This window comes from Burkholderia ubonensis subsp. mesacidophila, from assembly GCF_002097715.1.
In the GTDB taxonomy this organism is placed as follows: Bacteria; Pseudomonadota; Gammaproteobacteria; order Burkholderiales; family Burkholderiaceae; genus Burkholderia; species Burkholderia mesacidophila.
The window spans coordinates 3,656,947-3,670,621 of record NZ_CP020737.1 but is presented as its reverse complement, the minus strand read 5'-3'; the positions used below and the strand labels follow the sequence as shown (position 1 = coordinate 3,670,621).

Sequence of the window (13,675 nt, the reverse complement as noted above, 5' to 3'; positions counted from 1 at the left end):
GCGAGACAGGACGCCATCGTACGGAGCATGGTGTCGACGCGAAATACCTGAAGGTCTCGAAGATTTGCCTATTTCTCTCGAAGTGCGGCCAACACCCCGCTAAAACAGCGCCAAAGTGCTACATTGCAAGCCTGATTCTCTTGCCGTCCAGGATTGCGCCGATGAGCTTCCAGCCCCTTTTCGCCGATGCCGGCGACCGTGTGCAGCGCCGCATGATCGACCTGCTCGCGCGTCTCGCGCCGAACGAGGGCTTTACGTATGCGGATATGGAAGGCGTGCGCTTCATCCGCGCGAACCGGCCGGTGCCGCGCATGCCGGTGCTGTACGAGCCGAGCATCGTCGTCGTCTGCCAGGGGCGCAAGCACGGCTATCTCGGCAACCAGTCGTTCATCTACGACGCGCAGCAGTATCTCGTGCTGTCGGTGCCGCTGCCGTTCGAATGCGAGACGTTCGCGAGCGCGGACGAGCCGTTTCTCGCGATCTCGATCCGCGTCGATCTCGCGGTGATCGCCGAATTGTCGATCCTGCTCGACGAAACCCGCGGCGTCGCCGTCAGCGAGCCGCGCGGCGTGTATTCGACGCCGCTCGACGTGCCGCTCGCCGATGCGGTGCTGCGGCTGCTCGAGGCGCTCGCGTCTCCGCACGACACGCGCGTGCTCGGGCCGTCGATCATGCGCGAGATCGCGTATCGCGTGCTGACCGGCGCGCAGGGCGACGCGATCCGCGCGGCGCTCGTTCAGCAGCATCAGTTCGGCCGCATTGCGAAGGCGCTGCGTCGCATTCACGCGGACCTGACCAGCGACCTCGACGTCGACACGCTCGCGCGCGAGGCCGGCATGAGCGTCGCGGTGTTCCATGCGCAGTTCAAGAGCGTCACGGCGACGTCGCCGATGCAGTACGTGAAGACGACACGCCTGCATCAGGCGCGGCTGATGATGGTGCAGGACGGTATGGGCGCGGGCGCGGCGGCCGCGCGGGTCGGCTACGCGAGCGCGTCGCAGTTCAGCCGCGAGTTCAAGCGATTGTTCGGCCGCAGCCCCGGCGACGAGGTGCGCTGGATGCGCGAGACGGGCAGCCGGACGATCGGCGGCGGGGCGGTCGTCGACTGGACGGACGAGCGGGAGGTCGGCGCGTAGCGCGGCGGGCGCCGGCGCGCACGCCACGCGATCCGGTCAGCGTCGCGCGACCTTGCGCCGCTGCGAGCCGATGCCTGCGTAGTCGGGCAGCGCGTCGACGCGCCTGGCCGTAGCCTTCGCGTACAGCGGCAGCAGGTCCGGCAGGCGGTTCAGCAGGTCCTGGCGGCGCGCGGCGCTATACGGGTGCGTGTAGATGAAGCCCGATGCCTTGTTCGCGCGCGTCGCGGCGGCGAGCTTGTCCCACAGCGTGATCGCGGCACGCGGATCGAAGCCGGCGCGGGCGGCGATGTCGCCGCCGATCACGTCGGCCTCGGTTTCGTCGGTCGGGTCGTAGTGCATCGTCTGCAGACGCTCGTCGAGGTTCAGCGGCTGCGGCAGCGGATCGCCGACGCCGAACAGCGGCGGCAGCGCCGCCGCGCGCAGCGATGTCTGCGATGTATCGCTGAAGCTGCTGCGCGCGTGTTCGCGCAGCGCATGCGCGACGCCGTGCGCGAGCAGCACGCCGAGCTCGTCGTCGTTCAGGCGGACGCGGTCGAGCATCCCGCCGTAGACGAGGATCTTGCCGCCGGGCAGGCACGACACGCGGATGTCGCGCGAGCGGATCACGTTGACGTCCCACGCCCACGTCTTGACCCGGTCGTTCCATTTCACCGAATACGGCGCGAGCTTCGCGACGATCGCGCGCAGGCGCTTCACGCGCGGCTGGCTCGCGGGGAGCAGGCGGTTGTCCTGCGCCGCCGCCTGCACGATCTGCGCATATTCGTTCGCGGTCAGCTGCTCGAGGAGCGGCGACGGAATCAGCGTGCGGAACGCCACCGCATTGCCGAAGCGGACTTGCTGCGGCGTCGGCGTGTAGGCTTTCGCGGACGCGGCGGCGCCCGTCGGCTGCGCCGGCTCGGCGGTCGCGGACGGGTTGGACGACGGCGCGGGCGTCGCCGACGGCGCCGAACCGGGCGCCGCCGCGGAACCCGCAGAACCCGTGTCGCCTGCGTGCGCGCCGAGCGCCGCGACGCCGACGCTCAGCGACGCGGCCAGGCGCGCGATGCGGCGCAATCGGTCACTGCGCACGGGCAACCCCGTTGTCGCGCGCGTCGCCGCCCCACGGCGCGACCTTGAACAGCAGCAGCATCCCCGGAATGCCGAGCGCGGCGCACACGAGGAAGTAGTCGAACCAGCCGATCTTCGCGACGATGAAGCCGCTCGCGGCGGACGCGAGCGTGCGCGGCACCGACGCGAGGCTCGTAAACAGCGCGAACTGCGTCGCGGTGTAGCGCGGGTCGGTGGTGCTGGCGATGTAGGCGGTGAACGCGGCGAGCGTGAGGCCGGTCGAGAACGTCTCGAAGCCGTAGACGGCCGCCATCAGCACCGGCTGCGCGCCTGCCTTCGCGAGCCACGCGAAGCCGAGCGTCGACACGATCTGCAGGATGCCGAAGATCCACAGCCCGCGCGCGATGCCGATCTTCACGAGCCAGATGCCGCCGATGATGCCGCCCGCGAGGCTCGCCCAGAATGCGGTCGTCTTCGCGATCACGCCGATCTGCGTCTTGTTGAAGCCGATGTCGAGGAAGAACGACGTCGACAGCGTCGTCGCCATCGTGTCGCCGAGCTTGAACAGGAAGATGAACGCGATCACGAGCAGCGCGCCGGCCCAGCCGTCGCGCAGGATGAATTCGCGGAACGGCAGCACGACCGCGTCGCGCAGGCTGCGCGGCGGCGCGCCGATCACTTCCGGCTCGCGCACGAGCAGCGTCATCACGATGCCCGGCAGCATGAACGCGCCGGTGAATGCGAACACGGCGTCCCACGGCAGGTGATCGGACAGGATCAGCGACAGCGAACCCGGAATCAGCGCGGCGATCTTGTACGCGTTCACGTGCACCGCATTGCCGAGGCCCTGCTCGGTATCGCGCAGCAGCTCGCGGCGGTATGCGTCGATTACGATGTCCGAGCTCGCGCCGAAGAACGCGACGAGCGTGGTGAGCGCGGCGACCGTCCAGATCGAGTCGCGCGGCGACACGAAGCCGAGCGCGGCGATCGCGCCCGCGACGAGCACCTGCGTGAGCAGCATCCAGCCGCGCCGGCGGCCCGGCCGCCAGCCGGGCAGGCGCGGGAGATAGCGGTCCATCAGCGGCGCCCACAGGAACTTCCACGTGTACGGAAACTGGATCAGCGCGAACAGGCCGATTTCCTTCAGCTCGACGCCTTCCGAGCGCAGCCATGCCTGCACGAGGTAGACGAGCGTGAAGAGCGGCAGGCCGGACGTGAAGCCGAGAAACACGCAGATCAGCATGTGCGTGTTCAGGAATGCTCGCCAGCCGGGGTGATCCTCGTGAGCGGTGAGCGCGGGCGCCTCGTGTGGCGTTTTCGACATGGAGTGGAACTGGGTAGCGTTGACGTTATGGCGGCGGCGGCAGCGCGCGGCGGCCGCCCGCGCGATGCGGGCCGGGCCTTGCCTTGCCTGGCAGGGCCGTTCGTCAACGGCGCCCCGGCTCAGCTGCGCTTGACACGGTAGACAGCAAGACTACCACGCCAGTTCGCTCCCCAACGAATCGGCTGCCCTTCGTGCAGCACGACGCGGTCGAGGATCGTGACGCCGACCTCGGGCGCGAGCGCCTCGAAATCCTTGATCGTCAGCACCCGCACGTTCGGCGTGTTGTGCCACTGGTAAGGCAGCGATTTCGACACCGGCATCCGGCCGCGCAGCACCGACAGCCGGTGCGCCCAGTAGCCGAAATTCGGGAACGACACGATGCATTCGCGGCCGACGCGCGCGGTCTCGCGCAGGATCGCGGCGGTCTGGTGGATCGTCTGCAGCGTTTGCGACAGGATCGCGATATCGAAGCTGTGGTCCTCGAACAGGCGCAGGCCGTCCTCGAGGTTCTGCTGGATCACGTTGATGCCGTTCTTCGCGCTCGCGAGCACGCCCGCGTCGTTCAGTTCGATGCCGTAGCCGGAGACTTCCAGCTCTTCCGTCAGCAGCGCCAGCAGCGAGCCGTCGCCGCAGCCGAGATCGAGCACGGTCGAGCGCGGCTCGACCCAGCGGGCGATCGTGCGGAAGTCGGCGCGTGCGGACAGGGAGTTCAGCGCTTGCTGGTTCATGCACCCACCTCGTTGGCGATTCGTTCGTAATACGCGCGGATCAGGTTGTGATAGCGCGCGTCGTCGAGCAGGAACGCGTCGTGACCGTGCGGCGCGTCGATCTCCGCGTAGCTGACGGTGCGCTTGTTGTCGAGCAGCGCCTTGACGATCTCGCGCGAGCGCGCCGGCGCGAAGCGCCAGTCGGTCGTGAAGCTCGCGATCAGGTATTTCGCCTTGGTGTGCGCGAGCGCGGCGCTCAGGTTGCCGTCGAACGCCTTGGCCGGGTCGAAGTAGTCGAGCGCGCGCGTGATCAGCAGGTAGGTGTTCGCGTCGAAGTAGTCGGCGAACTTGTCGCCCTGGTAGCGCAGGTACGACTCGACCTCGAACTCGACGTCGAAGCTGAAGTTGTACGCGTCGAGCGCGCCGTCGGCGCGGCGCAGCGCGCGGCCGAATTTCTCGGCCATGTCGTCGTCCGAAAGATACGTGATGTGGCCGATCATCCGCGCGACGCGCAGGCCGCGCTTCGGCTTCACGCCGTGCGCGTAGTAGTCGCCGCCGTGGAAATCCGGGTCGGACAGGATCGCCGAGCGCGCGACCTCGTTGAACGCGATGTTCTGCGCGGACAGCTTCGGCGTCGACGCGATGTCGATGCAGTGCGCGACGCGCTCCGGATACATCAGGCTCCACGCGAGCGCCTGCATTCCGCCGAGGCTGCCGCCCATCACCGCGGCGAAGCGCTCGATGCCGAACGCGTCGGCGACGCGCGCCTGCGCGTGCACCCAGTCCTCGACGGTGACGACCGGAAAGCGCGCACCGTACGGTTGGCCGGTCGACGGATCGATGCTCATCGGGCCGGTCGAGCCGAAGCACGAGCCGAGGTTGTTCACGCCGATCACGAAGAAGCGGTTGGTGTCGAGCGGCTTCCCGGGCCCGACCATGTTGTCCCACCAGCCGGTGCTGCGCGGATCGTCCGCGTAGACGCCGGCGACGTGATGCGACGCGTTGAGCGCGTGGCAGACGAGCACCGCGTTCGAGCGCGCGGCGTTGAGCTCGCCGTACGTCTCGACGACGAGCTGATAGTTGCCGATCACGCTGCCGCTTTGCAAGCGCAGCGGTTCGGCGAAGTGCATGGTCTGTGGAGCGACGATGCCGATCGATTCCATTCGTTCCGCCTTATGACTGGGCGGCTAAACGGTGTCGGCGATGCGCGGAGTCGAAGAAGCGCGGCTGACGACCTCTTTAGCCGCATTTGTAGTGAACCGCCGGGACAAAGACGAATCAAGGCCCCGGTCGGTTCGCGCGCCCGCAATCGAGTCAGCAAATCGGCGCGCTTCCGACACGCCGCCCAGGTGGCGGCAGTCGGCAGAGTATAGCCGAAGTTCGGGCGGCGGGGCGCGGCGGGCTGCGCGCGCCCCGCCGCGGTGTCCGGGTGCCTTCACCACCGGTACTTCGCTGCGAGCTGCCCCTTCACCGTCGCGTAGTCGCCGAAGTCCGTATCGACACCGATGCTCGCCGACACGCTCATGCGCTTCGTGAATTGCCCGGTCGCGCCGGCCGCGAGCGCGGCGCGATCGCGCGGCACGCCGTAGTCGAACGTGTTGCCGTCGATCGTCAGCGAGCGCGAGCCGGGGCCGTGCCACCAGTTCGCTTCGACGAACGGCCGCAGTTCGCGTCCCGCCGGCATCGCGGTCACGCCATGCACGCGCACGCCGAGCCGCGTCAGCACGTCGTTCGCGCTTTGCGTGCCGACGCGGCCGGACGGCGCATCGTGCGCCGATGCGCGGTAGTGCGAATAGACGAGCTGCGCCTGCGGCTCGACGAAGAAGCGCGATACACCTTGCTCGTAGAGCGGCAGCGAATAGCCTGCCTCGACTGAGCCCGTCACCGTGCTCGACCGGTACGAATCGCCGGCGAGGCTGCCGCCGATCGTGTTCTGGTAGACCCCGTACAGCCACCACGTATCGACGTACGGCCCCGACAGGATGTCCCGATTGCCGTACCACGTGCCGTACAGGCCGGCGTTGTAGCCGTCGACGCTGCCGCGCGCGGTCGCCGGCGCTTCGCGTCGCTCGGCGGCGTTCCACAGCGTGCGCGTCGACCAGCTCGTGAAACTGCCGTACATTCCCATCGCACCGAGGCGGAAACTGCCGCCGCGGCCGTCGTCGAAGCGCAGCAGGTCGGCGCCCGCGTGCACGCGCCGGCCGTTGCCGCGCACGCTGCGCTCGCCGCCCGAGCGCGACGCGAGTTCGCCTTCCGCGCGTACCCAGACTGCGCCGTCGATCGCGCCCGTGCGCGGGCTGTCGGCACGCAGCGAGCGGTCCTCGCGCTGGTGCAGCGAGTGGACCGCCATCATTGCGGCCGCGTCGGCGTTCGCGAGATAGGCGTCCGGCTCCGGAGCGACGGCGGTGGGGCCGGGCGGATCGACGGTTTCCGGATGCAGGGCCGTGTCGTCTTCGCCTGGTTCGGGCGTCGGCGGCGGCTCGACGGGTTTCGCGGCGGACACCAGATACCAGTCTTCTGCACGGCCGCCCTTGCCGCCGCGCGCGAGCATGTAGTCGTAGCCACCCGCGGACAGCGTGCCGAAGCCATTCCGATAGCCGTCCGACGCGGCGTCGAGCGCGAATGCGGCGGCGTCCGTCGTGCCGCCGTTGCGCGTTTCGACGATTGGAATGCCGATCGTCGTCTGCGCGCCTTCCCCGCCGGTGCGCTTCACGACGATGCCCGTATTGCCCGACGCGTGCCCGCCGTCGATCACGAGCCTGTCGGTGGGCGACGAATCGTCGCCCAGCAGCGTATGCATGACCAGCCTGCCGTCGTTCGCCGCATAGTCGCCCGTCACGACGAGCGTGCGCGGCGTGCTGGCATCCGGCGGCGCGAACGCGATCGTCGAATTGTTCAGCGCAACGGAGCCGACCCACGAATCCGCGGTGACGGTCCAGCGGCTGCCCGTGTCGAGCGACAGCGCGCGGATCGCGTCCGTCGCACCGGTCCATGCGGACGCGCGGGACAGCGCGACGTCGGTTACGGCGGGCGTTGGGTTTCCGTCGCCGCTCGGCCGATTGGCGATGTCGCCGGCCGCCTGCGCGCCGGTGTCGAGCGCCAGACGCACGGTTGCGCCGGATTGCGCGTCGACGGACAGCAGTGCGCCGTTGCCACCGACGGCGCGCGCGCCGTTCCGCAGCGTGATGACCGCATCGGACGCGTCGATCGCGCCGTGCCGCTCGCTGACGAGCGAGCCGCCGTCGACGGTCAGCGAGCCGCCGTAGGCCGCAGCGGCCGGCGCGCCGTCGCCGGACGTGCGCACGTCCGTGCGCAGCAGGTCGATCGAGCTGCCTTTGCCCGCATAGAGTGCGGCCGCGTTCCGGCCGACCGTCGTGACGGCGCCATCCGTGATCGAAGCGATCGAGCCTGCGCCGCTCGACAGCAGGCCGTACGCACGCTGGCCGCTCGTCGCGATGCTGCCGCCCGTCATCGCGACCCGGCCGCCGAGCCGCGCGACGACACCGATCGAATAGGCGCCGCTCGTGGCCACGTCCGTACCGGTTGTCCGGATAACGGGTGTCTCGTCGTACTCCTTCGACGCGTACAGCCCATGCGCGCTTTCGCCATGCGTGAAGACGCGCGTGCGCGCGAGTTCGACGTTGCCCTTGCGCGTGTCCACGCCGAGCGCGGTGTAGCCGTCGGTTTCCAGGCGCGTGTCGTTGAAGATGGCCGTGGAGGCCCCCGGCATGAACAGCGCCGATGCATAGTCGCCGGTAGTGCGGACGTCGACGCGATCCAGCGTCGCGCGTATGTCGTCGTAGCTGAGGAATACGCCATAGGCGAAGGTGCCGCCGGTACGGATGAGCGTATCGGCGGCGTTTACGACCGCGCCGGGAGCGTAGTTGACGGCGATGCCGTACGATTCCCGGCCGCGCGTGACGATCGCGCTGCCGGCAATATCGACGCCGTTGCCGCTCACGTCGACGTAGACGCCGTGCGCACTGTTGCCGTCGGTGTCGATGGCGATGTCGTTGGCAAGCACGGTGCCGCCGAAACGGGCGTCGAGGCCGTAGCCGAGCGGGCCTCGGGTCCGGATTTCGGCATTGCGCAGCACGATGCGCGAGCCGGTATGCCAAGCGGAAGCGCCTGCCGCCGAGAACCCCGACGAGAACAGACGCGTCTTGCCGGTGGTGGTCAGCACGCCCCCGTTGACGGCGGAAAGCACCGGTCTGGTGTTGCCGGTTGTCGAATAGTCGCCTGGCGCGACTTCGAGCGCGACGCCATCCGCGCGCTGGGCGCCGCCGTCGGTGACCGCGGCATCCGACGGCCAGGGAATCACCGCGCCAGCGAGCAGCGCGGAACGCGCGAACCGTGCGGCGCGTGGCACAGTCGGCGATACGTGAGACGGTTCTGCGCAGGAGAATGCCTCGCTCGCCCGCGTCCGCAAATGGAAAAGACAAAAATTCACTCGCTCACCTCATTTTATCTCCAATGAGGCAAAAATAAACCGAATGAGTGGTCCGGCGAAAGCGGACGAGTTCGAAATTTGCCGCTCGTCGAAGATGGATTCAGGGCAATCGCACGAACTGTCGCAAACGGAGAACAGCGGCGCGGCAGCCGTCGCTGGCCCCCGCTTTGAGCCGTCGATTCTTGATGCCGGCCTTCATGGTCGTATCCGCTTTGAGCAGGTTCAGGCAGATGCGCCGCGCGATCGCAAAGTTCTGGGTGGCGTTGTTGACGCGAACCCTGCATTGGTCTTCACCGAAGGCCGTGTCCAGCACCCGGTGCATGCTGTTCTCGATACGCCAATGCACCCGCACGGCCTGCGCAATCCGTGCGGCGTCGGGAGGCCGGCTCGACACGTAGTAACGCCGCTCGGTCGTCTTGGTATCACCGATTTCCCGAGTGGCCTCGACCATCACGATCGAACGCAGGCCGGACCATAAGTCCGGATCAGGCTCCCTGCGCGCCAGGACATCGCTGGCGATACACCGGCGCGTTTCGATACGGCCGTGATCCTTGTCGATTTCCTGGTGCTCGGCGGTATGGTCCCGATAGCACCGCGTTCGAGCGCGCGGCGTTGAGCTCGCCGTACGTCTCGACGACGAGCTGATAGTTGCCGATCACGCTGCCGCTTTGCAAGCGCAGCGGTTCGGCGAGGTGCATGGTCTGTGGAGCGACGATGCCGATCGATTCCATTCGTTCCGCCTTATGACTGGGCGGCTAAACGGTGTCGGCGATGCGCGGAGTCGAAGAAGCGCGGCTGACGACCTCTTTAGCCGCATTTGTAGTGAACCGCCGGGACAAAGACGAATCAAGGCCCCGGTCGGTTCGCGCGCCCGCAATCGAGTCAGCAAATCGGCGCGCTTCCGACATGCCGACAAGGAGGCGGCAGAGCATAGCGGAAGATCGGCCGCGGCTCGCGCCCTGCCGGCATCGTGGCCGGACTTCACGCGAACGCTCCGGGAGGACGACCTCCTATGCCGATAAATCAGACATGTACCAGTATTTTGATGCTGATTTGAAATACCCGTCTCATTGTCGATGTCGGCAGGCTTCGCTAGATTTTCGGCTGACATAAAACAGGACAAGTGGGGCGCGCACCGTGGGGCGGTGCGTGGCCGATACGAGCATGATGAACGGAACGGGCAAGACAGGCCGGCGCACGGGAGCCGCAACGATGGAACGGGCGAAGCGAAGCGCGGGCGGCACGGGCGTCGTGACGGCCGCGTTGATGATAACTGCGCCGTATCTCGGTTCGTGCGCGCCGGACGATTCCGGAACGACGCAGACACCGGCGCCTGCGTCACTCGCGTCTCCGGTGCCCGCGTCGTCGGCGAGACCGGCAACGGGTGCGCGGAATGTCGCAGAACGGGCCGAGCCGCCGGTGCGGCCGCCTTTCGACGGGGAGAAGGTGGCCGCTCCCCTCCCGGCCCGGTCCGCGTTTCGCGCGCCGCCGTTCACGCTGGCGCGGCGTTCGGCTATCGCCGTGTGGCTCGACGACCGGCAGCTCGGCGGCTCGTTTCCGGCTGGCACGCTGGCCGACCGGCCGCCGCTGCCGAATGGTCCGCTGCCGGACGAGCGCTTCGATTTTTTCCAGCCGCATCGCGACGGTCCCGTGCTCAGCTATGCGGGCGTCGCCGCGTCGTTGGGCGCGCGGGCGATCGACGGTGCGCGCCTAGCCCGCGTCGCGGCCTCGGATCTGCCGCCGTTGCCGGGCCCGGCTGCCGTCCGGTGGGCTGGGCCGGCGGATTCCCCGTTCTATGCCGATCAGGTGGCCGACGCGCTCGCGCGCCATGCCGAGTTCGGCGGCGCGCCGGCGCAGGGCGAGGCCGGCGCGGTTCGCACAGCGAGCTTCGACGCTGGCGACGCGGCGGGCGCCGGCTTGGCCGGAGCGCCGTTTTACGCGGATCAGATCGCGGAAGCGCGGATGCGCCCGCTGCCCGATGACGCGTTGCCGCAGCTCACGGCCTGGGCTGCCGACGTCGTCGCGCCGCTCGTTTCGCGGTTCTCGTTCGACATTCCCGATCCCAAGCCCGCCGCGTCGCCGAGCATCGCGTTGTCCACGCTGGGCGGGGAGATCGCTTATCACGCGTTGTCCGAGCGACGAGCCGCGTTCACCGAGCCGCGGGTGCTGGCGGGCCTGCTCGATACGCTGAAGCCGACCTTGGCCGCGTTGCCGATGCCGGTGCCGGCGGCGGGTGCCGTCTCTACGGTCGTTCGCGGTGACGCATTGCCGGCCGAAGCGAGGGGGGGCGAGGCCGCCTTCGCGTCCCGCCCGTTGCCGACGATGCACATTGCCGGGCTGAGGCAGTCGCTTGATGGCCAGTGGCCGGTCGGGCCGCCGATGTCGGCGAGCCTCGACGAGCTTGCGGCACAGGTCGCCAGCATCGGCGGCCACCGTCAGGCGCCGGCGGTGGCCGGCGCGCGCGCGGAGCGCATGGCGGCGCTCGCTTCACCAGAGTGGCGCGTGGCGATGCGGGTTCGCACGGACGCGGTGCCCGGCGCGAGTTCGGGCGAACGCAGCCAGTTCGGCCGTGGCGCGCGCGCCAAGGCGAACGGGCGCGTCACCGAGGGGCTTCCGACGATCGTGGCCGATACGCGGAGCGCGCCGCCGTCGTACGAGGCGCGCGCGACGGAGCGTCCGTCCGTCGTCTCCGGCTTGCCGAGTGCGGTGGAGATCGCCGCGGCGCTGGTTCGGCCCAAGGCGGGCGGGCGTGCGTCCGTGGCGTCGCAGAAGTCGTACCGGATGGCGCGCGACGCGGTGCATGCCGTCGACGCCGGGTACGACACCGGCTGGCGCGCGGCAACCTTGACGACGGTGGGACGCGAACGGTACGGCAGCCCGCACCGGGGCGGCGCGATCTACGACAACATCATGGCCCCGGTTGCGGCCGCGCAGGACCGCACCATCAAGGTCGATATGCCGCCGCGCCGCGCATACGGCGACGTCGTGACGAACGTGGCGGTCCTGGCGTCGAACGGGCCGTCTTCCGAAGCCGATCAAAAGCGCGCGACGACGATCGGCTACGTGTTTTGACGCGCGGAACGGGGCCATACCGATTGCCGGCATGGCGATCAGAAGATGGACGATCGAGTAATGGCGCAGCAGGAAGCGCGGGAAATCCCGGCGTCGCCGCCGGCCACGAATCGACGGCATGCTCCGATAGCCGTTCGGCCGTGTTCGCGTTTCGGCAGCGCTGGGAAGCATTTGCCATCGAGAGCGACCGGCTTCATCGACCAGTGCCGGACAGAGTCCTCGCATCCGGCAAACGAAACAGGCTTCGAATTCCAGCTTTTCTCATGGAAAAGCCGTGATGGCCTCTTGCTTCGGTTCGGTTCTTAAACAAGTCGCAGCTTTTTTAACAAATTACACATTTCGTTCGGATTTCATGGGGTAGTCGATCTAGAACTTCCTGAAGGTTTGAACTTGTCCTATATCCCCGATGAAGTTGGATTGATAGTATTTTTCGCGGGTTCGATTAATACGAGATAAACATGGCGTATATGGGCGGCATGACGGCTCGTGAACCTGGCTGATATGTTCGGTGTACTTTTATTTGAGTAGGAGTGTTAAATGAAAAAGAAAGTATTGGGTATTTCCGCTGCGATGCTGCTGGGTTCGTGGGCGGCATCGCCTGCATTCGCAGCGACCACGGGAGAGCCCACGGAGCCCACGGTGCCCGCGGTGACGCAAGGCAAGGTGACATTCGACGGCGAGCTGACCGCGAGCACGTGTTCGCTCAAGGCAGGGGATGAGGACAAGAAAGTGATTCTGCCGAAGATCTCGACGGTCAATCTGGCGAAGCGTGGCGATACGGCCGGCTCGACATCGTTCGATATCACCGCGACGAGTTGCGCGGCTGACGTGAACAAGGTCGCTGCCCACTTCGAGATGACCAACATGGATCCGGATACCGGCAACCTCAAGAACCTGCTCACGGATGCCACGGCAGCAAAGAACGTCGTCGTTCAACTGGTGAACAGCGACGGTACGGGGATTCGCGCTGGTTCGACCGGCCGGTACCACGACGTGGCGGGTAAGGGTACCGACCGTGGCGTGACGATGACCTACGGCGGCCAGTACTTCGCGACCGGCGAGACCACCGCGGGTAAGGTGAATACCTTCGCTCGCTTCACGCTCGCCTATCAGTGATTCCGAGTCGCAAGTAGTCCTCAAGCGGGCTCCGGAGGCTTCGCTGCGAAGCATCCGGAGCCCGCGCGACGATCGATCAAGGAGGTTGCGTGAGGTCATGGAAATGGAAGGGCGCGGCAGCTTTTGCGTTAGGCATGGCGGCGCTGTCGGCCCAGGCGGCGATCGTGATCACGGGTACGCGGGTCGTGTACCCGGAGCAGAGTCGCGAAGTCAATGTGCGGTTGACGAACATCGAGACGGCGCCCGTGCTGGTGCAGTCGTGGATTGACGACGGTGATTCGGATGCCAATCCTGATCAGATCACGGTGCCGTTCGTGCTGACGCCGCCGGTGTTTCGCGTCGAGCCGAAAAAGGGGCAGACGTTGCGCGTCATGTACACGGGCACGAATCTGCCGACGGATCGCGAGTCGCTGTTCTGGCTCAACGTGCAGGAAATTCCTCCACAGCCGGCGAATGCCGAAGACACGAATCTGCTGCAGCTTGCCTTTCGCACGCGCATCAAGCTGTTTTTCCGGCCGGCCGCGCTTCAGGACGGGCCTTCGGGCGAGTTGCTGAAGTGGAAGGTCGTGCACGACGGCAAAGGGCAGAGCGTCCTGCGCGTCGACAATCCGTCGCCCTATTACGTGTCGTTCAGCCGTGTGGAATTGAAGGCCGGTGACAAGGAAATCCGGTTCGACCCGTCCATGGTGGCGCCGTTCGGCCACCTGTCGTTTATGCAGCAGCAGGGTACGCGTAGCACGCTCGCGCGAGGCACAGTTTCTTACAAGCTACTCAACGATTACGGCGCGGAGGTCGCAGGTTCGGCCACGGCGGAATAACCAGC

General features: G+C 67.4%; 10 protein-coding genes and 1 pseudogene. 4 read left to right on the top strand and 7 right to left on the bottom strand.

Annotation, left to right across the window (positions count from 1 at the left end):
• Window positions 1-161 precede the first annotated feature (161 nt).
• Window positions 162-1,136, top strand: coding sequence for an AraC family transcriptional regulator (locus B7P44_RS17280; protein ID WP_084906181.1), 975 nt, complete (start codon window positions 162-164; stop codon window positions 1,134-1,136).
• Window positions 1,137-1,172: 36 nt separating this feature from the next.
• Here B7P44_RS17280 and B7P44_RS17275 read toward each other — a convergent pair whose 3' ends face one another.
• The 7 genes and pseudogenes from B7P44_RS17275 to metX (B7P44_RS36380) form a co-directional block, all read right to left on the bottom strand.
• Window positions 1,173-2,204, bottom strand: coding sequence for a M48 family metallopeptidase (locus B7P44_RS17275; protein WP_084906768.1), 1,032 nt, complete (start codon window positions 2,202-2,204; stop codon window positions 1,173-1,175).
• On the bottom strand, window positions 2,194-3,507 hold the full coding sequence (locus B7P44_RS17270) for an AmpG family muropeptide MFS transporter (RefSeq protein WP_084906179.1): 1,314 nt from the start codon (window positions 3,505-3,507) through the stop codon (window positions 2,194-2,196). Before B7P44_RS17270 ends, B7P44_RS17275 begins: the two co-directional genes overlap by 11 nt.
• A gap of 119 nt (window positions 3,508-3,626) precedes the next feature.
• On the bottom strand, window positions 3,627-4,235 hold the full coding sequence (gene metW / locus B7P44_RS17265) for a methionine biosynthesis protein MetW (RefSeq protein ID WP_084906177.1): 609 nt from the start codon (window positions 4,233-4,235) through the stop codon (window positions 3,627-3,629).
• Complete coding sequence (gene metX / locus B7P44_RS17260) at window positions 4,232-5,377, bottom strand: homoserine O-succinyltransferase MetX (protein WP_084906175.1); 1,146 nt, start codon at window positions 5,375-5,377, stop codon at window positions 4,232-4,234. Before metX (B7P44_RS17260) ends, metW begins: the two co-directional genes overlap by 4 nt.
• A 272-nt stretch (window positions 5,378-5,649) precedes the next feature.
• Complete coding sequence (locus B7P44_RS17250; RefSeq protein WP_084906171.1) at window positions 5,650-8,583, bottom strand: autotransporter family protein; 2,934 nt, start codon at window positions 8,581-8,583, stop codon at window positions 5,650-5,652.
• Between the two features lie 181 nt (window positions 8,584-8,764).
• Window positions 8,765-9,202: an ISAs1 family transposase gene (locus B7P44_RS36385; protein WP_231716692.1), complete on the bottom strand. Its 438-nt coding sequence runs from the start codon at window positions 9,200-9,202 to the stop codon at window positions 8,765-8,767.
• Window positions 9,203-9,251: 49 nt separating this feature from the next.
• Window positions 9,252-9,395: pseudogene (gene metX / locus B7P44_RS36380) on the bottom strand (homoserine O-acetyltransferase); the annotation flags it as partial.
• 433 nt (window positions 9,396-9,828) lie between these two features.
• Here metX (B7P44_RS36380) and B7P44_RS17230 point away from each other — a divergent pair.
• The 3 genes from B7P44_RS17230 (at window position 9,829) to B7P44_RS17220 (ending at window position 13,670) form a co-directional block, all read left to right on the top strand.
• Window positions 9,829-11,736 carry a hypothetical protein gene (locus B7P44_RS17230; protein ID WP_133117974.1) on the top strand — a complete coding sequence of 636 codons (1,908 nt, stop codon included), beginning with the start codon at window positions 9,829-9,831 and terminating at the stop codon, window positions 11,734-11,736.
• Window positions 11,737-12,273: 537 nt separating this feature from the next.
• A complete protein-coding gene (locus B7P44_RS17225; RefSeq protein WP_084906164.1) occupies window positions 12,274-12,852 on the top strand; it encodes a fimbrial protein in 579 nt (192 codons plus the stop codon).
• Window positions 12,853-12,941: 89 nt separating this feature from the next.
• A complete protein-coding gene (locus B7P44_RS17220; RefSeq protein ID WP_407923994.1) occupies window positions 12,942-13,670 on the top strand; it encodes a fimbria/pilus periplasmic chaperone in 729 nt (242 codons plus the stop codon).
• Window positions 13,671-13,675 lie beyond the last annotated feature (5 nt).

Bases quoted from the DNA above. Each gene is read 5' to 3' on its own strand.
- B7P44_RS17280 (WP_084906181.1), top strand. From the start codon at position 162: ATGAGCTTCCAGCCCCTTTTCGCCGATGCCGGCGACCGTGTGCAGCGC.
- B7P44_RS17270 (WP_084906179.1), bottom strand. From the start codon at position 3,507: ATGTCGAAAACGCCACACGAGGCGCCCGCGCTCACCGCTCACGAGGAT.
- metW (WP_084906177.1), bottom strand. From the start codon at position 4,235: ATGAACCAGCAAGCGCTGAACTCCCTGTCCGCACGCGCCGACTTCCGC.
- metX (WP_084906175.1), bottom strand. From the start codon at position 5,377: ATGGAATCGATCGGCATCGTCGCTCCACAGACCATGCACTTCGCCGAA.
- B7P44_RS17230 (WP_133117974.1), top strand. From the start codon at position 9,829: ATGATGAACGGAACGGGCAAGACAGGCCGGCGCACGGGAGCCGCAACG.
- B7P44_RS17225 (WP_084906164.1), top strand. From the start codon at position 12,274: ATGAAAAAGAAAGTATTGGGTATTTCCGCTGCGATGCTGCTGGGTTCG.